General features: G+C 64.1%; 17 protein-coding genes. 16 read left to right on the forward strand and 1 reads right to left on the reverse strand.

Annotated features, from left to right (window positions below):
- The first annotated feature begins 6 nt into the window (after positions 1 to 6).
- The 15 genes from rsmH (at position 7) to AC3RCG_RS05660 (ending at position 17584) form a co-directional block, all read left to right on the forward strand.
- The gene (rsmH, locus tag AC3RCG_RS05590; protein ID WP_070222499.1) at positions 7 to 978 is read left to right on the forward strand and encodes a 16S rRNA (cytosine(1402)-N(4))-methyltransferase RsmH; all 972 of its coding nucleotides are present in this window, start codon (positions 7 to 9) and stop codon (positions 976 to 978) included.
- A complete protein-coding gene (ftsL, locus tag AC3RCG_RS05595) occupies positions 975 to 1244 on the forward strand; it encodes a cell division protein FtsL (protein WP_034748894.1) in 270 nt (89 codons plus the stop codon). Before rsmH ends, ftsL begins: the two co-directional genes overlap by 4 nt.
- Positions 1244 to 3022: a peptidoglycan D,D-transpeptidase FtsI family protein gene (locus tag AC3RCG_RS05600; RefSeq protein ID WP_070222497.1), complete on the forward strand. Its 1779-nt coding sequence runs from the start codon at positions 1244 to 1246 to the stop codon at positions 3020 to 3022. The genes ftsL and AC3RCG_RS05600 overlap by 1 nt, the downstream gene beginning before the upstream one ends.
- Positions 3023 to 3030: 8 nt before the next feature.
- Positions 3031 to 4539, forward strand: coding sequence for a UDP-N-acetylmuramoyl-L-alanyl-D-glutamate--2,6-diaminopimelate ligase (locus AC3RCG_RS05605; protein WP_492403376.1), 1509 nt, complete (start codon positions 3031 to 3033; stop codon positions 4537 to 4539).
- On the forward strand, positions 4539 to 5969 hold the full coding sequence (locus AC3RCG_RS05610; protein WP_492403374.1) for a UDP-N-acetylmuramoyl-tripeptide--D-alanyl-D-alanine ligase: 1431 nt from the start codon (positions 4539 to 4541) through the stop codon (positions 5967 to 5969). The genes AC3RCG_RS05605 and AC3RCG_RS05610 overlap by 1 nt, the downstream gene beginning before the upstream one ends.
- 2 nt (positions 5970 to 5971) lie before the next feature.
- A complete protein-coding gene (gene mraY, locus AC3RCG_RS05615) occupies positions 5972 to 7147 on the forward strand; it encodes a phospho-N-acetylmuramoyl-pentapeptide-transferase (RefSeq protein WP_070222491.1) in 1176 nt (391 codons plus the stop codon).
- Positions 7147 to 8703, forward strand: a complete 1557-nt coding sequence (gene murD, locus AC3RCG_RS05620; protein ID WP_492403372.1) for a UDP-N-acetylmuramoyl-L-alanine--D-glutamate ligase — start codon at positions 7147 to 7149, stop codon at positions 8701 to 8703. The genes mraY and murD overlap by 1 nt, the downstream gene beginning before the upstream one ends.
- Complete coding sequence (ftsW, locus tag AC3RCG_RS05625; protein WP_070222487.1) at positions 8703 to 9914, forward strand: putative lipid II flippase FtsW; 1212 nt, start codon at positions 8703 to 8705, stop codon at positions 9912 to 9914. The genes murD and ftsW overlap by 1 nt, the downstream gene beginning before the upstream one ends.
- Positions 9911 to 11005, forward strand: a complete 1095-nt coding sequence (gene murG / locus AC3RCG_RS05630; protein ID WP_492403370.1) for an undecaprenyldiphospho-muramoylpentapeptide beta-N-acetylglucosaminyltransferase — start codon at positions 9911 to 9913, stop codon at positions 11003 to 11005. The genes ftsW and murG overlap by 4 nt, the downstream gene beginning before the upstream one ends.
- Positions 11006 to 11015: 10 nt before the next feature.
- A complete protein-coding gene (gene murC, locus AC3RCG_RS05635) occupies positions 11016 to 12419 on the forward strand; it encodes a UDP-N-acetylmuramate--L-alanine ligase (RefSeq protein WP_492403368.1) in 1404 nt (467 codons plus the stop codon).
- Between the two features lies 1 nt (position 12420).
- Positions 12421 to 13389, forward strand: coding sequence for a D-alanine--D-alanine ligase (locus AC3RCG_RS05640; protein WP_070222483.1), 969 nt, complete (start codon positions 12421 to 12423; stop codon positions 13387 to 13389).
- A gap of 1 nt (position 13390) precedes the next feature.
- Positions 13391 to 14209, forward strand: a complete 819-nt coding sequence (locus AC3RCG_RS05645) for a cell division protein FtsQ/DivIB (RefSeq protein WP_070312913.1) — start codon at positions 13391 to 13393, stop codon at positions 14207 to 14209.
- Positions 14210 to 14258: 49 nt separating this feature from the next.
- Positions 14259 to 15491, forward strand: coding sequence for a cell division protein FtsA (ftsA, locus tag AC3RCG_RS05650; RefSeq protein WP_010394955.1), 1233 nt, complete (start codon positions 14259 to 14261; stop codon positions 15489 to 15491).
- A gap of 154 nt (positions 15492 to 15645) precedes the next feature.
- Positions 15646 to 16854, forward strand: a complete 1209-nt coding sequence (ftsZ, locus tag AC3RCG_RS05655; RefSeq protein WP_034784974.1) for a cell division protein FtsZ — start codon at positions 15646 to 15648, stop codon at positions 16852 to 16854.
- A 223-nt stretch (positions 16855 to 17077) separates the two neighbouring features.
- The gene (locus AC3RCG_RS05660; protein ID WP_086139099.1) at positions 17078 to 17584 is read left to right on the forward strand and encodes a peroxiredoxin; all 507 of its coding nucleotides are present in this window, start codon (positions 17078 to 17080) and stop codon (positions 17582 to 17584) included.
- 151 nt (positions 17585 to 17735) lie between these two features.
- Here the strand turns inward: AC3RCG_RS05660 and AC3RCG_RS05665 are convergent, their stop codons facing one another.
- A complete protein-coding gene (locus AC3RCG_RS05665; RefSeq protein ID WP_492403363.1) occupies positions 17736 to 18503 on the reverse strand; it encodes a class I SAM-dependent methyltransferase in 768 nt (255 codons plus the stop codon).
- A gap of 104 nt (positions 18504 to 18607) precedes the next feature.
- On the opposite strand from AC3RCG_RS05665, the gene AC3RCG_RS05670 reads away from it, so the two are divergent.
- Positions 18608 to 19378, forward strand: a complete 771-nt coding sequence (locus AC3RCG_RS05670; protein ID WP_492403361.1) for a helix-turn-helix transcriptional regulator — start codon at positions 18608 to 18610, stop codon at positions 19376 to 19378.
- Positions 19379 to 19537: the final 159 nt, after the last annotated feature.

A 19537-nucleotide genomic window follows, 5' to 3' on the forward strand; every position in this document is an offset into this window, starting at 1 on the left:
TCCGTAATGACACAACTCACGGTGCCGGAATTTCAGCATCGCACGGTGCTGCTCGATGAAGCGGTCGATGCGCTCGACCTGTCGGGCGACCGCGCGCACGGCATTTACGTCGATGGCACGTTTGGCCGCGGCGGCCATAGCCGCCTGATCCTGTCGCGCCTGGCCGATGACGCGCGCCTGATCGGCTTCGACAAGGATTTGCAAGCCATCGCCACGGCCGAACAGATTGCCGACCCCCGTTTTCAGATCGTCCATGACAGCTTTGCCACCATGACGGCCAGCCTGGCCGAACGCGGCGTGCAGCAGGTGGACGGCATTTTGCTCGACCTGGGCATCTCGTCGCCGCAGGTCGACGACGCGGCGCGCGGTTTCAGCTTCCGCAACGACGGACCGCTGGACATGCGCATGGATACCACGCGCGGCGTCTCCGCGGCCGAGTGGCTGGCGGTGGAAACCGAGCAGAATTTAGAGAAAGTGATACGCGATTATGGGGAAGAACGGTTTGCTTTTCAGATTGCAAAGGCGATTGTTGCTGGCCGGGCAGTCCAGCCAATTTCAAGCACACGACAGCTTGCCGGCATCGTGGCAGGCGCCGTCAAGACCCGCGAGAAGGGTAAGGACCCCGCTACCCGCACCTTTCAGGCAATCCGCATTTTCATTAACAAAGAGCTCGAGGATCTCGAGATCGGTCTGAACCAGGCGTATGCCTGCCTGGCGCCCGGCGCGCGCATGGCCGTGATCAGTTTTCATTCGCTCGAAGACCGCATGGTCAAGCGCTTCTTCGCCTCGAAGGCGAACGTGGAGCAGCCTGACCGCCGTCTGCCGATCCGCGCGGTCGACTTGCCGCAGCCGGAAATGAAGCTGATTTCGAAAATGAAGCCGTCCGACGCCGAGATCGAGGGCAATCCCCGTTCGCGTTCGGCCGTGATGCGCGTGGCGCAGCGTTTGCCCATTCCAGTTAGTGGCGGCGCCCGATGACTGGCAAGCTGTGTGTCGTGCTGTCGGCCCTGCTGGTGTGCTGCGGCCTGTCGCTGGTGAACGCGCAGTACCAGTCGCGCCACCTGCTGATCGACCTGGAACGCGCGCAAGCGCTGTCGCGCCAGCTCGACATCGACTGGGCGCAACTGCAGCTGGACCAGTCCACTTTGGGCAAGCATGAACGCATCGAATCGATCGCGCGGCGCGACCTGAGCATGACGCCGCTGACGGCGGCGCGTACGCAATACCTGACGGAGGGCGAATAATGAAGTTGGGCGGTAATAGCAACGGCCGGGTGGCGGCATCGAAAGGCGTGCCATTCTCGAAGAACCCCGTACTGGCGGTGCGTCTGCCCGTCTGGCGTTCGCGCGTCGTGCTGTTCCTGCTGTTCTTCGCTTTCGCCGGCCTGGGCGCGCGCGCCCTGTGGCTGCAGGGCGTGTCGACGCAGTTCCTGCAAAAGCAGGGCAAGGCGCGCTATGAGCGCACGCTGGAATTGCCGGCCACGCGCGGCAAGATCACCGACCGCAACGGCCAGGTGCTGGCGTCGTCCGTCCCCGTGAAAGCCATCTGGGCCATTCCCGACGACGTGCTGCAGGCGTCGCCCGAAAAAATCAATGCGCTGGCCGGCCTGCTGGAAATGAACGTCAACGAATTGCGCAAGAAGCTCGATTCGGACCGCAGCTTCGTTTACCTGAAACGCCAGGTCGAAATGGACGTGGCCGACAAGATTTCCAAGCTCGGCATCGACGGCATCGACGAGCGCAAGGAATACAAGCGCTTCTACCCACAGGGCGAAGTGATGACCCACGTGGTGGGCTTTACCAACGTGGAAGACGTGGGCCAGGAAAGCATGGAACTGGCCCAGCAGAAAACCCTCGTCGGCACCACCGGCAGCCGCCGCGTGATCAAGGACCGTCTGGGCCACATCGTCGAAGACATCGGCTTCATCCACGAACCGCATGACGGCAAGGACCTGACCCTGTCCGTCGACAGCAAGATCCAGTACATCGCCTTCACGCAGCTGAAGGAAGCGGTGGAGAAATTCAACGCCAAGGCCGGCGGCGCCGTAGTGCTCGACGTGCACACGGGCGAAGTGCTGGCCCTGGCCAATTACCCGAGCTACGACCCGAACGACCGCCGCAAGCTCACGGGCCAGCAGCTGCGCAACCGCGTCATGACCGATACTTTTGAGCCCGGTTCGACCCTGAAACCGATCACGGTGTCGCTGGCGCTCGACACGGGCCGGGTCAAGCCGACCACCCTGATCGACACAGGCCCGGGCCGCTACACGATCGCCGACCGCACGATTACCGACACCAAGCCGCACGGCGTGATCAACGTCTCCGAGATCATCGAGATGTCGTCGAATATCGGCACCTCGAAGATCGCGCTGGGCATGCCGTCGCAGGAAATGTGGGAAATGTTTACCAAGGTCGGCTTCGGCCAGCAGCCGAAATGGGGCTTCCCCGGCGCCGTGGCCGGCCGCGTGCGTCCGTATAAATCGTGGCGCCCGGTGGAACAGGCGACCATGAGCTACGGTAACGGCATTTCCGTGTCGCTCATCCAGCTGGCGCGCTCTTATATGATGTTCGCCCGCGACGGCGACACGATTCCCCTGTCGTTCCAGAAGGTCAATGAACTGCCCGTGGGCCAGCAGGTGATCAAGCCGAAGACGGCCGCCGACATGCGCGCCATGCTGGAACTGGTGGTCTCCGGCGCGCACGGCTCGGCCAAGCGCGCCCAGGTCGCCGGCTACCGCGTGGGCGGCAAGACGGGTACCGCCTATAAGGTGGAAAACGGCCGCTATGCGATGCCGCGCAAATACATCGGCTCTTTCGTGGGCATGGTGCCGATGTCGGCGCCGCGCTTCATCATCGCCGTGATGATCGATGAACCGACCGGCCCCGCCCACTATGGCGGCCAGGTCGCCGCTCCCGCTTTCGCGGCGATTGCGACCAACGCGCTGCGCGCGATGAACGTACCGCCCGATTCCTCCGTTACCGAAATCGTGGTCCCGGCCAATGCCGGCCCGGAGGCCATGTGAAGTCACTCATGACCATACAAGACATCAGTTTGTGGATCAAAACGGCTGCCCCGTCCGGGCAGCTGACGTCCGATTCGCGCCGCGTGCAGCGCGGCGACGTGTTTTTCGCCTATGCGGGCGCCACCGATTTCATCGCCGCCGCCATCGCGCAGGGCGCCGCCGCCATCGTGCATGACGCCGTGGAATGGAACGCCGCATGGAGCGTGCCGCACCTGCTGGTCAGCGACCTGAAACGCCTGGCCGGCCCCGTGGCGCATGCTTTCTACGACATGCCCGACAGCGCCATGTTCAGCGCCGGCGTAACGGGCACGAACGGCAAGACCTCGTGCGCCTTGTGGCTGGCGCAAGCCCTGGCGCGCCTGGGCGAGCCATCGTCCGTCATCGGGACGTTGGGCGTGGGCCTGTGCAAGCCGCGCGGCGCCATCGAATTTGACGTCACCGGCTACACCACGCCGGACGCCGTGCTGCTGGCGCGCAAGCTGGCCGCCATGCGCGATGCGGGCGCCAAGGCCGTCGCCATCGAAGTGTCGTCGATCGGCCTGGACCAGGACCGCGCGGCCGGCATGCATTTCGACGTCGCCATGTTTACCAATCTGACGCGCGACCACCTCGACTACCATGGCGACATGGCGGCCTACGAGGCGGCCAAGGTCAAGCTGTTCGACTGGCCCGGCCTGAAAACGGCCGTCATCAACCTGGACGACCCCATGGGTTTGCGCCTGGCGGCGCACGTGGATGGCAAGCCGGCCGGCGAATATCCCGTCATCGGCTACACCCTGCAGGATGCGGCCGCCTTGCCCGACCTGCCGGGCGTGCTGATGCTGCGCGCCAGCCAGTTCCGCAGCCGCAATGCCGGCACTGACTTCCACCTCGAATGCGCGCTGGGCGTGGCGCTGGTCAAGACGCAGCTGGTGGGCCACTTCAATATCAGCAACGCGCTGGCCGTGCTGGGCGCCTTGCTGGCGCACGGCACCGGCCTGCGCGCGGCCATCGACGGCATCGAATCCTTGCAGCCGGCCCCGGGCCGCATGCAGCAGGTGGGCGGCCAGGAAGCGCCGATGGTCGTCATCGATTACGCGCATACGCCGGACGCGCTGGAAAAAACCCTGGCCGCCTTGCGCCAGGTGGCGCAGGAGCGGGGCGGCCAGCTGTGGTGCGTGTTCGGCTGCGGCGGCGACCGCGATCCGGGCAAGCGTCCGCAGATGGGCGCCATCGCGCAGCTGGCCGATCACGTGCTCGTCACCAGCGATAATCCGCGCAGCGAAGACCCGCACGCCATCATCGCGCAGATCGTCGCCGGCATGCGCGCAGACGGCCCGCAGCCGCAAGCCATCGAAGACCGCGCCGCCGCCATCCTGTCGGCCATCAAGCACGCCGCCAAGCCGGACGTGATCCTGTTGGCGGGCAAGGGCCATGAACCGTATCAGGAAATCAAGGGCAAGAAACTGCCGTTCTCCGATGCCGACCATGCGCAGCTGGCCCTGTCCGCGCGCCTGACCATGATGAGGACGAACTGATGCGCGGCACCCTGACAGAACTGATGCCGTCGCTGGACGGCGCGCAGCGGACGGGCGACGCCGTTTTTGACGGTGTCTCCACCGACAGCCGCAGCGCCCAGGCCGGTTCGCTGTTCGTCGCCCTGCGCGGCGAGAGTTTCGATGCCCACGACTTCCTCGAGCAGGTGGCCGCGCGCGGCGTCGCCGCCGTGGTGGTCGAGCGCCTGCCCGCAGGCTGGGACAGCGGCAAGGTGGCGGCCATTGTGGTGCCCGATACCCTGGCCGCGCTGGGACGCATCGCCAACCACTGGCGCGGCCGTTTCAATGTGCCCGTCATCGGCGTCACTGGCAGCAATGGCAAGACCACCGTCAAGGAGATGATTGCATCGATCCTGGCGGCGGCCTTTGGCGAAGAGGCGCGCCTGGCCACGCGCGGCAACCTGAATAACGAGATCGGCGTGCCGTTGACCCTGTTCCGCCTGAATGAAGAACACAAGGCGGCCGTCATCGAGATGGGCATGAACCATCCGGGCGAAATCGCGCGCCTGGCCGCGATCGCCGCGCCGACCCTGGCGATGGTCAACAATGCGCAGCGCGAACACCAGGAATTCATGCATACGGTGGCAGCGGTGGCGCGCGAAAACGGCGCCGCGCTGGCGGCATTGGCCGGCGACGGCGTGGCCGTCTTCCCGCATGGCGACGAATTCACACCCTTGTGGCGCGAGCTGGCCGGCGCGCGCGCCGCCATCACCTTCGGCCTGTCGAAAGAGGCGGACGTGAGCTGCACGCACCGCGCGGCCGAGGATTTTGGCAGTGACCTGTTCGTCAGCGTGCGCGCGCAGGACGGCGCCTTGCGCCAGTTCTTCGTCGGCCTGCAGGCGGCGGGCGAACACAATGTGCGCAATGCGCTGGCCGCTGTGGCATGCGCCGTGGGCGCTGGCATCGCCATCGAACATATCAAGCAGGGCCTGGAGGCGTTCGCGCCCGTGAACGGCCGCCTGCAGAAAAAACGTGCCGCCAACGGCGCCACCATCATCGACGACACGTATAACGCCAATCCGGATTCGGCGCGCGCGGCCATCGATGTACTGGCGCAGGCCGCGGCACCACGCATCCTGGTGCTGGGCGAGATGGGCGAAGTCGGCACGCAGGGGCAGCAGTTCCACGAAGAGATCGGCGCCTACGCCGCCGCCAAAGGCATCGAACACGTGCTGGCGACGGGCGGCCTGGCGCGCCATCTGGTGAGTGCGGCGCAGGCAGCCGCCAGCCAGGAATCGGGCACGGTCGTGGAGTATTTCGAACAGTTCGACGGTTTGCTGGCGGCGCTCGATGCGCATTTGTCCGGCCGTTCGGATGCAACAGTATTAATCAAGGGCTCCCGCTTCATGAAGATGGAACGGGCCGTGCAGCATTTGATTGGTTCAAACAACAATAACAAGGAAGCTCACTAATCATGCTGCTCTGGCTCGCTCATTATTTCCAGGACGACATTGGCCCATTGCGGGTCTTTAACTTCATCACTTTCCGCGCCGTCTTCGCCACCTTGACGGCGATTTTGATCGGCCTGTGCGCCGGCCCCGCCGTGATCCGCATGCTCACGCGCATGAAGGTCGGCCAGGCCGTGCGTACGGACGGCCCGCAAACGCATCTGAAAAAACACGGCACGCCTACCATGGGCGGTGTGCTGATCCTCATCGCCATCGGCATTTCCACCTTGCTGTGGGCCGACCTGTCGAACCGCTTCATCTGGCCGGTCCTGATCGTCACGCTGGGCTTTGGCGCCGTCGGCTGGGCCGACGATTACCGCAAGGTGGTGCACCAGGACCCGGAAGGCATGCGCTCGCGCGAAAAATACTTCTGGCAGTCGCTGATCGGCATCGTCGCCGCGTTTTACCTGGCGTTTTCCGTCTCCGTGTCGGAACCTGACGCGGGCCACGTGTGGAACCTGATCTATGCCTGGGTACAGTCGGGCTTCGCCATGGACCTGCCGCCGAAGGCCGATCTGATCGTCCCGTTCTTCAAGACCATCAGTTATCCGCTGGGCGTGTGGGGCTTCATCGCGCTGACCTATTGCGTCATCGTCGGCACCAGCAACGCCGTCAACTTCACGGACGGTCTCGATGGCCTGGCCATCATGCCGACCGTGATGGTGGGCACGGCCCTGGGCCTGTTCGCCTACCTGACGGGCAACGCCACGTATGCGCGCTACCTGTTCATCCCGCACATTCCGGGCGCCGGCGAACTGGTGATCTTCTGCGGCGCGCTGGCAGGTTCCGGCCTGGCCTTCCTCTGGTATAACACGCACCCCGCGAAAGTGTTCATGGGCGACGTGGGCGCGCTGGCACTGGGCGGCGCACTGGGCACCGTCGCCGTCATCGTGCGCCAGGAAATCGTGCTGTTCATCATGGGCGGCATCTTCGTCGTCGAAACGCTGTCCGTGATCATCCAGGTCGTCTGGTTCAAGTACACCAAGAAGCGCTTTGGCGCGGGCCGCCGCGTCTTCCTGATGGCGCCATTGCATCACCATTTTGAACAAAAAGGCTGGAAGGAGACGCAGGTTGTCGTGCGTTTCTGGATCATCACCATGATGCTGGTGCTGCTCGGCCTGACCACCTTGAAGCTGCGCTGATGATGTACGACGCTAAAACCGCACTGGTACTGGGCCTCGGCGAATCGGGGCTGGCGATGGCCCTGTGGCTGGCCCGCAGCGGTGCTTGCGTGCGCGTGGCCGATACGCGCGAAGCGCCAGAGCGCCTGGCCGCGTTGCAGGCTGCCGTGCCGCAGGCGCAGTTCATCGCCGGCGCCTTTACGGCCGAGCTGCTCGATGGCGTCGACTTCGTTGCCGTCAGCCCAGGCCTGGCGCCGGGCCGCGAGCTGGCTGGAATCGCCCCGGCCGCACTTGAGAAAAACATCCCCGTGTGGGGCGAGATCGAACTGTTCGCGCAGGCACTGGCCGCACTCAAGGCGGAACGCGGCTATGCGCCGAAAGTCATCGCCATCACGGGCACGAATGGCAAGACGACCGTTACCAGTCTGGTAGGCCTGCTGTGCGAGCGCGCCGGATTGGTCACGCGCGTGGCCGGCAATATCAGCCCCGCGGCGCTGGACGTGCTGCGCGAAGTGCTCGATGCCGAGCCCGCGCCACAGCCGGTGGAGGCGGACGCTGAAGCGGCGGAACCCGTCGCCGGCACCTTGCCGCAGGCGTGGATACTCGAGTTGTCCAGCTTCCAGCTGCACACCACGTTCAGCCTGCAGGCCGATGCGGCCACGGTCCTGAATCTGTCGCAGGATCACCTGGACTGGCATGGCGACATGGCCGCGTATGCCAAGGACAAGGCGCGCATCTTCGGCGAGCAGACCGTGCGCATCCTGAACCGCGACGATGCCTTGGTCATGCACATGGCCGATCCGCTGGCCGAGACGGTCACCTTCGGCACGGGCGAGCCGGCGGAAGTGGACAGCTTCGGCCTGGTCAATGAACGCGGCATCTTCTGGCTGGCGCAAGCCGTGCCCAGCGAAGAAGTGATCGAGAAAAAACGCAGGAAGAACGATCCGGCGCCGGAACCGGTGCCGACGATGGCCAAGAAACTGATGCCGGCCGACGCGCTGAAAATCCGCGGCCAGCATAACGCCTCGAATGCGCTGGCGGCGCTGGCCCTGTGCCGCGCCATCGGCTTGCCGTTCGCGCCGCTGCTGCATGGCTTGCGCGAATACCAGGGCGAACCGCACCGCGTGGAGCTGATCACGGCCGTGGGCGAGGTCGAATATTACGACGACAGCAAGGGCACCAACGTGGGCGCGACAGTGGCCGCGTTGTCCGGCCTGGGCAAGGCGTTTGGCGGCGCGGAACAGCGCCTGGTGCTGATCGCCGGCGGCGACGGCAAGGGGCAGGATTTCTCGCCGCTGGCCGAACCGGTCTCGCGCTATGTGCGCGCCGTGGTGCTGATCGGCCGTGATGCGCCAGCCTTGCGCGCGGCGCTCGAGCCGGCCGGTGTGGACATCATCGATTGCGCCACCTTGCCGGAAGCCGTCAAGCGCGCCAGCAGCCTGGCACTGGCCGGCGACGCCGTGCTGCTGTCGCCCGCTTGCGCCAGCCTGGACATGTTCAAGAACTATGCGCACCGCGCGCAGGTGTTTGTCGACGCCGTGCGCGACATCGCCCTGGAAAACGGACAGGATATCTGATGGCCTTCCAACTGCCTTTCCGCTTTGGTTCCGGCTCGGCTGCCAAGCCGCTGGATAGCCGCGCGCGGCAGTCGAAGATGATGGACTATGACAAGCCGCTGGTGTGGGTGGTCCTGCTGCTCATGTTGCTGGGCATGGTGATGGTGTATTCGGCGTCGATCTCGCTGTCGGACGCGCGCAAGTTTGCCGCCTACACGAACAATTATTTCGTCGTGCGCCAGGCGCTGTTCATCGGCGTGTCGGTGATCGCCGGCGCGCTGGTGTTCCGCATCCCCATCGCGACCTGGCAAAAAATCGCGCCGTGGCTGTTCATCGGCACCCTGGTGCTGCTGGTGATGGTCCTGATACCGGGCCTGGGCGTGTCGGTCAACGGCGGTCGCCGCTGGCTGAATCTGCCGGGCCTGCGGCCGCAGCCGTCCGAGCTGATGAAGGTGGTAATGGTGCTGTACGCCGCCGACTACACGGTGCGCAAGCAGGAATACATGCACAAGCTGACCAAGGGCTTCATGCCGATGGCGCTGGCTGTGAGCTTCGTCGGCTTGCTGCTGCTGATGGAACCCGATCTGGGCGCCTTCGGCGTGATCGTCTGCATCGCCATGGGCATCCTGTTCCTGGGCGGCGTCAACGCCATCTGGTTCGGCGGCATCGGCGCCATGCTGACGGCGATCTTCGTCACCATCATCGCCCTGTCGAAATTCCGCCGCGAGCGGTTTTTTGCGTATCTCGATCCGTGGCAGGAAGACAATGCGCTGAACAAGGCGTATCAGCTGACGCACTCCTTGATCGCCTTCGGGCGCGGCGAGCTGTTTGGCGTGGGCCTGGGCGGCAGCGTGGAAAAACTGCATTACCTGCCCGAAGCGCATACGGACTTTTTGCTGGCCGTGATCGGCGAGGAACTGGGCCTGGTGGGCGTGCTGGTCGTGATCGGCATGTTCTACTGGATTATCAAGCGCGCGTTCGACATCGGCCGCCAGGCGATCGCCATCGACCAGACCTTTGCCGGCCTGACGGCGAAAGGCATCGCCATCTGGATCGGCGTGCAGACCTTCATCAACATGGGCGTGAACCTGGGCCTGCTGCCGACCAAGGGCCTGACCTTGCCCTTGATGAGTTATGGCGGCACGGGCGTACTGATTAACTGTATCGGCCTGGCGATTTTGCTGCGCATCGATTACGAAAACCGGATCCTGATGCGCGGAGGCCGGCTATGAACAACGTGACGAATTTGAAAACGACGAAAAGACTGATGATCATGGCGGCCGGCACCGGCGGCCATATCTTCCCGGGCCTGGCGATTGCGCAGACGATGCGCGCGCGCGGCTGGGAAGTGAGCTGGCTGGGCACGACCCATGGCATGGAGCAGGAACTGGTGCCGAAAAGCGGCATTCCCATGGATGCCATCGAATTTTCCGGCATGCGCGGCAAGGGCCTGGCGCACACGGTCAAAGGCGGCTTCAGGATGCTGGCCAGCTTCTTTGCCATCCGCCGTTTCATCGCCAGCCGCAAGCCGGACGTGGTGATGGGCATGGGCGGCTACGTCACCGTGCCGGGCGGCCTGATGGCGCGCCTGAAGGGAGTGCCGCTGGTGCTGGTCAATGCCGACGCGGCGCTGCTGCTGTCGAACAAGACCCTGGTGCCGCTGGCGCAGCAGGTGTGCTTCGGGTTCCCCGCCGATTTCGGCAGCGCCGCCGGCAAGGCCGTCGTCACGGGCAATCCCGTGCGTGCCGAGATCCTCGCCATGGCACCGCCAGCCTCGCGTTTCGCGGGACGCAGCGGACAGCTGCGCATCCTGGTGGTGGGCGGCAGTCTGGGCGCGAAAGCGCTGAACGACAGCCTGCCTGCCGCGCTGGCCCTGATGCCGGAGGGCGAACGCCCGCTGGTGACGCACCAGTCGGGCAAGAAGAATATCGACGCCCTGCACGCTGCATATGCGCAGGCGGGCGTGCAAGCGAACGTGGTCGACTTCATCGACGACATGGCCAGGGCGTATACCGAGGCCGACCTGGTGATTTGCCGCGCGGGCGCCATCACCTTGTCGGAATTGACGGCGGCCGGCGTGGCCAGCGTGCTCGTGCCGCTGGTGGCGTCGACCACCAGCCACCAGCGCGACAACGCGCAATGGATGGCGAAGCAAGGCGCGGCGATTCATCTGCCGCAGACGGAAATGAGTGCAGTGTCGCTGAGCACTCTGCTGGCGTCCTTGACGCGCGAGACCTGCCAGCAGATGGCGCAGGCGGCACTGGCAGCAGGCAAGCGCGACGCCAATGAGGCGATCGCACACGTATTGGAAAAATTGGCATGAGGTTAGCTCTGTGAAGCATAAAGTAAACAATATCCACTTTGTCGGCATTGGCGGCAGCGGCATGAGCGGCATCGCCGAAGTGCTGGTCAACCTCGGCTACAAGGTGTCGGGCTCCGACCTGGGCAGCAATGCGGCGACGCAGCGCCTGGCGAGCCTGGGCGCGACCGTCATGCTCGGCCACGCGGCCGAGAACATCGGCGACGCCGATGCGGTGGTGACGTCGGGCGCCGTCCCGCAAGACAATCCGGAAGTGGCGGCCGCGCGCGCGCGCAAGATCCCGCTGGTGCCGCGCGCCGTGATGCTCGGTGAATTGATGCGCCTGAAACGCGGCATCGCCATCGCCGGCACGCACGGCAAAACCACCACCACCAGCCTGGTCGCTTCCGTGCTGGCGCAGGGCGGTCTCGACCCGACTTTCGTCATCGGCGGCCGTCTGACCAGCGCCGGCGCGAACGCCAAGCTGGGCTCGGGCGACTACCTGGTGGCCGAAGCCGATGAATCGGACGCCTCGTTCCTGAACCTGACGCCGATGATCGAAGTGATCACGAATATCGATGCCGATCACATGGACACCTACGAGCACGATTTCGAAAAGCTCAAGCAGGCCTTCGTGCAGTTCACGCACCGCTTGCCGTTCTATGGCCGCGCCATGCTGTGCATTGACGATCCGCACGTGCGCGCCATCATCCCGTCCGTCACCAAGCCCGTCACCACCTACGGTTTCGCGGAAGACGCGCAAGTGCGCGCCATCAACGCGCGCGCCGTGGGCCTGGAAATGCATTTCATCGTGCTGCAGGAAGGTTATCCGGACCTCGACGTGGTGCTGAACCAGCCCGGCATGCACAATGTGCAGAATGCCTGCTCGGCGATCGCCATCGCGCGCGAAATCGGCATCGCCGACAGCGCCACGCAGCAGGGCCTGGCCGAGTTTTCCGGCGTGGGCCGGCGTTTTACGCGCTATGGCGACGTGGCGCTGCCGAACGGCGGCACTTTCGCGCTGGTCGACGATTTCGGCCACCATCCGGTGGAAACGGAAGTGACCCTGGCCGCCGCGCGCGCCGCCTATCCGGGGCGCCGCCTGGTGCTGGCTTTCCAGCCGCACCGCTACAGCCGCACGCGCGACCTGTTCGAGGATTTCGTCAAGGTGCTCGGTGCGCCCGACGTGCTGCTCTTGTCCGAAGTGTATGCGGCGGGCGAGGCGCCTATCGTCGCCGCCGACGGCCGCGCCCTGGCGCATGCGCTGCGCGCGCGCGGCAAGATCGAGCCGATTTTCGTCGAGTCCATGACGGACATGGCCGACACCATCATGAGCGTGGCGCGCGACGGCGACGTCGTGCTGACCATGGGCGCCGGTTCCATCAGCGGCATCCCGAATCAACTGACAACGTATCAATCTCACACTGTAAAGGCCTGACGTGAACCAAGCTTCAGCTATCGACGTTAAACAATTGGGCAAGGTCGGCGTCCTGTTCGGCGGCCGCTCGGCCGAGCGCGAAGTGTCGCTGATGTCCGGCGCGGGCGTGCTGGCCGCATTGAAAAGCCATGGCGTGGATGCGCATGGCTTCGACACGGGCGAACGCAGCCTGGCCGAACTGGCCGCTGAGAAGTTTGACCGCGTCTTCATCGCGCTGCACGGCCGCTTCGGCGAAGACGGCAGCCTGCAGGGCGCGCTGGAACAGCTGGGCATCCCGTACACCGGCAGCGGTGTGATGGCTTGCTCGGTGGGCATGGACAAGGTCTATACCAAGATGATCTGGCTGATGCACGAGCTGCCGACGCCGAAGTACGCGGTGCTGGACGACAGCTCCGACCTGGCCAAGGTCGCCGCGGAACTGGGCTTGCCGCTGATCGTCAAGCCGCCGCATGAAGGCTCGAGCATCGGCATCACGACGGTCAACGAGGCCTCGGCCTTCCAGGCGGCTTACGACATCGCCGCCGGCCTCGATGATTCGGTGCTGGCCGAGGAATTCATCAAGGGCCGCGAATTCACCGTGGCGATCCTGGGCAAGGGCGCCGCGGCGCGCGCGCTGCCGCCGATCGAAATCGTCGCGCCGCAAGGCAATTACGATTACCAGAACAAGTACTTCACGGACGATACGCAGTATTTCTGCCCGCCGCAGCTGGACCCGGCGATCATCGCCGAGATGGAACGCATCGCCCTGGCGGCCTACCGCGCCCTCGGCTGCGAAGGCTGGGGACGGGTCGATGTGCTGATGCGCGCGGCCGACAGCAAGCTGTTTTTGCTGGAAGTGAATACCTCGCCAGGCATGACGGGCCACTCGCTCGTGCCGATGGCGGCGCGCGCGGAAGGCACCAGCTATGAGGACCTGTGCCTGGAAATCGTTTCCGGCGCAAGCCTGAAAATGCACAAGGGACAGCGCTGATATGTGGCATGACGCTAAAAGCCTCAATACGACTGCCAACGGCTTGCTGGCCGCGGTGCTGGTCGTGTGCGTGGCCGCCGGCGTCTGGTGGGTGTCGCAGCGTCCCATGTTCGACCTGCGCACGATCAAGGTGGAAAGCGCGGACGACAAGGGCCTGCGCCACGTGAATTACCTGACCCTGCGCAGCGGTACTTTGGGCCGCATCAAGGGCAATTTTTTCACGACCAACCTGGAAAGCGTGCGCGGCGTGTTTGAATCGGTGCCCTGGGTGCGCCGCGCCAGCGTGCGGCGCGAGTGGCCGAACCAGCTGATCGTGGCGCTGGAAGAACATGAAGCACTGGGCACCTGGGGCGAGGATGGACGCCTGCTGTCGGTCAAGGGCGATGTGTTTACAGCCAATGTGGCCGAAGCCGAGGACGACCATGAGTTGCCCGCGTTTGCCGGCCCCGATGGCAGCGAGAAGGAAGTACTGGCCACCTATGTGCAGCTGGCAAAGTGGTTTGCGCCGTTGAAGATGGTGCCGGAAACCCTGTCGCTGTCGAGCCGCTATGCATGGACGGTGAAACTGAATAACGGCATGAGTGTGGCGCTGGGGCGCGAGCAGAATCATACAACCCTGAAAGCGCGGGTCGACCGGCTGGTGGGCATCTACCCGCAGCTGGCGAGCCGGCTGGAAAATATCGACACGATCGATATGCGCTACCAGAATGGCCTGGCGCTTAGTTCAGCCGGCCTGGTGATACCGGCCGAAGGCAAGGATGGCAGGCCGGCGCCGGCGATCAAGAAGAAAAATGGCAGTCCGATTAAAAAACCGGCTTGACCGAATACTCAATTAATCAATTAATAGCCCAAAAAACTAGGCGAAAGAAATGACAAAAGACGCGAAAAACCTGATCGTCGGCCTCGACATCGGCACCTCGAAAGTGGTGGCGGTGGTTGCCGAAGTGATGTCCGATGGGCGCCACGAAGTGATCGGGCTGGGCCAGCACGAATCGAAGGGCCTGAAAAAAGGCGTGGTGGTCAATATCGAGGCCACGGTGGAGTCCATCCAGCGCGCGCTGGAAGAGGCCGAGCTGATGGCCGACTGCAAGATCCGCAATGTGTACGCAGGCATTGCGGGCAGCCATATCCGCAGCTTCAATTCCAGCGGCATGGTGGCCATCAAGGACAAGGAAGTGACGGCGACCGACGTGGCGCGCGTCATCGAGACGGCAAAAGCGGTTAACATTCCGACCGATCAGCAATTGCTGCACACGGTGCCGCAAGAGTTCATCGTCGACAGCCAGGAAGATGTGCGCGAGCCTATCGGCATGAGCGGCATCCGCCTGGAGGTGAAGGTGCATATCGTCACCGGCGCCGTGTCGGCGGTGCAGAACATCGTCAAGTGCGTGCGCCGCTGCGGCCTGGAAGTGTCGGACCTGATCCTGCAGCCGATGGCGTCCGCCGATGCGGTGCTCACGCCCGACGAGAAGGAACTGGGCGTGGTCCTGATCGACATCGGCGGCGGCACGACCGATGTGGCGGTATTTTCCGATGGCGCGATCCGCCATACGGCAGTCATTCCCATCGCCGGCGACCAGATCACCAACGACATCGCCATGGCCTTGCGTACCCCGACCGCGGAAGCGGAAGAAATCAAGATCCGCTATGGCGTGGCCAAGCAGGTCCTGGCCGACCCCGGCGAATCGCTGGAAGTGCCTGGCCTGGGCGACCGCGGCCCGCGCAACCTGTCGCGCCAGGCGCTGGCGGCAGTGATCGAGCCGAGGGTCGAGGAGCTGTTCGCGATGGTGCACCAGGTGGTGCGCGAATCCGGCTACGAAGGCGTGCTGTCGTCGGGCATCGTGCTCACGGGCGGCACGTCCATCATGCCCGGCATGGTGGAAATGGCCGAAGATATTTTCCTGAAACCGGCGCGCCTGGGCACGCCCGAGTATCGGGGCCAGCTGGCCGACGTGGTGCGCAGTCCGCGCTATGCCACGGTATTGGGCCTGCTGCTGGAAGCGAAGAAGCAATACCTGCGCGGCCACATCGTGACGCGTCAGGACGGCTCGGTGAAGGCAGTCTGGCAACGCATGAAGGAATGGTTTTTAGGGAATTTTTAAGGGCATGATTTACGCCCGGCAGTACAGGTTTTTTGGCAGCATCGCAGGTACACACACATAACTTTATTTTATATTTAACCGCAGTTTTCAATCTCCAGTTCTCCTACCAATATGAGGCCTGGCGCTTGGAAACCGCATCTGATAGGAGCACATCATGGAGTTCGATATGGTCGATAACACAGCTTTAGGTACCGTCATCAAGGTCGTCGGCGTCGGCGGTGCGGGTGGCAATGCAGTCCAACACATGATCAACAAAGGCATGTCGGGCGTGGAGTTCATTGCCGCCAACACCGACGCACAGGCCCTGTCGACATCGAAGGCCCACAACATCATCCAGATCGGCGATACCGGTCTGGGCGCCGGCATGAAGCCTGCCGTCGGCCGCCAGCTGGCCGAAGAATCGCGCGCACGCATCGCCGATTCGCTGCGCGGCGCGCACATGGTCTTCATCGCCGCCGGCATGGGCGGCGGCACGGGCACGGGCGCCGCTCCTATCGTGGCCGAAGTGGCCAAGGAACTGGGCGCCCTGACGGTGGCCGTGGTCTCCAAGCCATTCTCGTACGAAGGCCAGAAATGCATGGACATCGCCGACGAAGGCCTGGAGCAGCTGTCCCTGCACGTCGATTCGCTGATCATCATCCTCAATGAAAAACTGGAAGAGATCTACGAAGACGAAAGCATGCTGGAATGGATGCAGCACGCCGATGATGTGCTTAACAACGCGGTGGCCGGCATCGCCGAAATCATCAACGTGCCTGGCCATATCAACGTCGACTTCAACGACGTGAAAACCATCATGGGCGAGCAGGGCAAGGCCATGATGGGCACGGCGACGGCGTCCGGCGTCGACCGCGCGCGCATCGCCGCCGAACAGGCTGTCGCTTCGCCGCTGCTGGACGGCATTGATCTGTCTGGCGCGCGCGGCGTGCTGGTCAACGTCACGGCCAGCCGTGGCCTGAAAGGCAAGGAGATCAAGGAAGTCATGGCTGCCGTGCGCGCGTTTGCCGCGCCGGACGCGTCGATCGCGCAAGGTATCGCCTACGACGACGCCATGGGCGACGATATCCGCGTTACCGTGGTGGCCACGGGCCTGGGCCGCGCGAAGAAAAACATCCAGCTGGTACCGCAGCAAGTGCTGCGCACCGGTACCCACAACAGCCCGCTGACCCCGTCGGCTGCCATGGGTAGCGCTCAAGCGGCGACGACGACGGTTGGCGTAGCCACGCCGGCAGCCGGTTTTGACGGCATGAAGGCACCGGCCGTATGGCGCCGCGAATCGGCTTCCGAGCAAGTGCGCGCGATGGAAAAGAATGGCATGGAAACCTACGACATTCCAGCGTTCCTGCGCAAGCAAGCAGATTAAGGTGATCTGATGTCAGTAACGATGACGGCGGCCTGAGGGCCGCCGTTTTTTTTGCCGTTTTTTGATTTTTGGCTTTGCCTTTCCGGCCGCTTTCTGCACAAATGCGGCAAGTCAGGCATACTATCGCGCAGTGCCGGCATCATGCCGGCAGAACCAGATCACGGGCGCCGTCCGCTCCATGGAGCGGGCGGCGTCCTTAACCGACAGTACACAAGGAGTCAACATGACCATCAAGATCGGCGACACCCTGCCAGAAGGCACCCTGGCCGAATTCATCGAAAGCGAAACCGAGGGTTGCGCACTGGGCCCGAACACGTTCAACGTGCAAGACCTGGTCAAGGGCAAGAAGATCGCCATTTTCGGCCTGCCAGGCGCCTACACCCCGACCTGCTCCGCACAGCACGTGCCAGGCTACGTCAAGCACGCTGCCGACCTGAAAGCCAAGGGCGTCGATGAAATCTGGTGCATCTCCGTCAACGACGCGTTCGTGATGGGCGCCTGGGGCCGCGACCAGAAAGCCACCGGCGTCGTACGCATGATGGCTGACGGCAATGCCGCCTACAGCAAGGCACTGGGCCTGGACGCCGATTTCTCCAAGCACGGCATGGGCACGCGCTCGCAGCGCTACTCGATGCTGGTCGACAATGGCGTCGTGACGCAATTGAACGTCGAGCAGGGCGGCAAGTTTGAAGTGTCGAATGCCGAGACCTTGCTGGGCCAGCTGGCCTAAGCAGATCGCAGGTCGGCGTAGGTCGGCTTAGCGCAGCGTAAGCCGACGAGCGGAATTGGCATCACGTTTGCTCTGGCATTGTTGGATTACGCGCTGCGCGCTAATCCAACCTACGCAATAAAAAACGGCCCCATCGGCGCCGTTTTTACGTTTACTGTACCGATGGCTTGGTCGCTTCGAACATGGCCGCATCGATGCTGAACGAATAGTCGTCCTGCAGCGCGAAATACCGGCGCGCTTCCTCTGGCGCGCCATCGAACAGGTTGCGGATGGCCGCCACGCGCTCGTCCGGCGTGCGCATGCGCGCCACCCACTCGTCGAACTGCATCGTCAGTTTCCATACGCTGCGCAAGCTGTGCGTAAAGCCCGCGTTGTCGAACTTGGCGCCCCATTCGCACGTGCGGTAGTCGCGCACGTGCGAGGCGTCGCGCAGCATTTCCACCGCCTGCAAGGTGCTGTCGTACAGGGCCGTCTTGGGCGCCACGATATCGACCACCAATAACGTGCCGTTCGGGCGCAGCACGCGCCACGCTTCGGCCAGGGCGCCCGCCACGTCGTTCCAGTGGTGCGCGGAAAAGCGCGTGACCACCATGTCGAAGCTGGCATCGGCAAACGGCAGACGCGCCACGTCGCCCTGTTGCGTGCGGATATTGTGCAAGCCCCGCTGCGTTCTGGCGTGCTCCACCACGTCGAGCATGGGTTGCGCCAGGTCGTAGGCGACGACGGATGCCGCCACGGGGGCGACGGCAAAGCTGGCGTGGCCGGCGCCGCAGCCCAGGTCCAGCACGGCCGGCCGGCCATGGCGGCGCGCGCATTCCTGCATCAGCACCAGGTCGGCGCCTTGCGCATGGATCGCGCTGCTCAGGTAGGCATGGGCTGTCTTGCCAAACTGTTCGGTAACGACATCGTGCTGCTGCATGGTTTTCTCCTGTTGATGGCTGAGTTCCTGCAGAATAGGGATAAAATTATCCTGTAACAAGACCATAACTTATACTGGTATATCCACTACCATGCATCTGTGCCATGTCGAACAAGCTCGCTGAATTCATCCGCGCCCGGCGCGAAGCCGTCACCCCCGCCATGGCTGGCTTGCCCGGTGGCGGGCGTCGGCGCACGCCGGGCCTGCGGCGCGAAGAGCTGGCGCAGCTGTGCGACGTCAGTCCCACCTGGCTGACGTGGCTGGAGCAGGGGCGGCCCGTGTCGGCGTCGGCCAAGATGCTTTCTCGCCTGGCGCAGGTGCTGCGGCTGAGCCAGGCCGAGCGCGCCTATCTGTTCGAGGTGGCCGACAAGCATGACCCCAGCCATGGCACAGGCGAGGGCGGCGGGCCTGCCAGCGCCGAGCTGGCGGCCATCGTCGCCGCCATCGACGCGCCCGCCTACATCCTCGACCGCGAATGGAGCGCCGTGGCGTGGAACGGAGCGGCGTCCGCCTTGTTCACGGGCTGGCTGCATGGCGACGGGGACGCGCCGAACCAGCTGCGCTTCATGTTCCTGGAACCTGGCGCGCGCGACCTGATCGTCGGCTGGCCCGAGCGGGCGCGGCGGCTGGTGGCGGAGTTTCGTGCCGATATCGGCCGCCAGGCGGACCAGGCGCCGCTGGCCGGCCTGATCGCGGAGCTGGCCGACGCCAGCCCTGAATTTTGCCAGTGGTGGAGCGCGCAGCAGGTGCAGGGCCGCGATGGCGGCTTGCGCCGCTTCCAGCATGCGCAACAGGGGCTGCTGGAGTTCAATCAGGTCACCTTGCACCTGGCGCGCCAGCATGAATTGAAACTGGTGATGCTGTTGCCTGTGTAGTTGCTCCTTTGAAAATGTAAAGCGGCCGCGCTTGCTATAATCGGCTTGATGGTTTGGCCTTGCCATGCTGTCCTGGCTCCGGCCGTCGCCATGATGACGGTCCCGCTCTTTCGCCAGGAGTCTGTCCTGATACCCCGCAATCCTAACCTGCGCAGCATC

The sequence above is a fragment of the Janthinobacterium sp. GW823-FHT01H08 genome (assembly GCF_058797855.1).

Bases quoted from the DNA above. Each gene is read 5' to 3' on its own strand.
- murG (WP_492403370.1), top strand. From the start codon at position 9,911: ATGAACAACGTGACGAATTTGAAAACGACGAAAAGACTGATGATCATG.
- AC3RCG_RS05660 (WP_086139099.1), top strand. From the start codon at position 17,078: ATGACCATCAAGATCGGCGACACCCTGCCAGAAGGCACCCTGGCCGAA.
- murD (WP_492403372.1), top strand. From the start codon at position 7,147: ATGATGTACGACGCTAAAACCGCACTGGTACTGGGCCTCGGCGAATCG.
- mraY (WP_070222491.1), top strand. From the start codon at position 5,972: ATGCTGCTCTGGCTCGCTCATTATTTCCAGGACGACATTGGCCCATTG.
- ftsA (WP_010394955.1), top strand. From the start codon at position 14,259: ATGACAAAAGACGCGAAAAACCTGATCGTCGGCCTCGACATCGGCACC.
- AC3RCG_RS05605 (WP_492403376.1), top strand. From the start codon at position 3,031: ATGACCATACAAGACATCAGTTTGTGGATCAAAACGGCTGCCCCGTCC.
- rsmH (WP_070222499.1), top strand. From the start codon at position 7: ATGACACAACTCACGGTGCCGGAATTTCAGCATCGCACGGTGCTGCTC.
- AC3RCG_RS05665 (WP_492403363.1), bottom strand. From the start codon at position 18,503: ATGCAGCAGCACGATGTCGTTACCGAACAGTTTGGCAAGACAGCCCAT.
- ftsZ (WP_034784974.1), top strand. From the start codon at position 15,646: ATGGAGTTCGATATGGTCGATAACACAGCTTTAGGTACCGTCATCAAG.
- ftsW (WP_070222487.1), top strand. From the start codon at position 8,703: ATGGCCTTCCAACTGCCTTTCCGCTTTGGTTCCGGCTCGGCTGCCAAG.
- AC3RCG_RS05600 (WP_070222497.1), top strand. From the start codon at position 1,244: ATGAAGTTGGGCGGTAATAGCAACGGCCGGGTGGCGGCATCGAAAGGC.
- ftsL (WP_034748894.1), top strand. From the start codon at position 975: ATGACTGGCAAGCTGTGTGTCGTGCTGTCGGCCCTGCTGGTGTGCTGC.
- AC3RCG_RS05670 (WP_492403361.1), top strand. From the start codon at position 18,608: ATGTCGAACAAGCTCGCTGAATTCATCCGCGCCCGGCGCGAAGCCGTC.
- AC3RCG_RS05645 (WP_070312913.1), top strand. From the start codon at position 13,391: ATGTGGCATGACGCTAAAAGCCTCAATACGACTGCCAACGGCTTGCTG.
- AC3RCG_RS05610 (WP_492403374.1), top strand. From the start codon at position 4,539: ATGCGCGGCACCCTGACAGAACTGATGCCGTCGCTGGACGGCGCGCAG.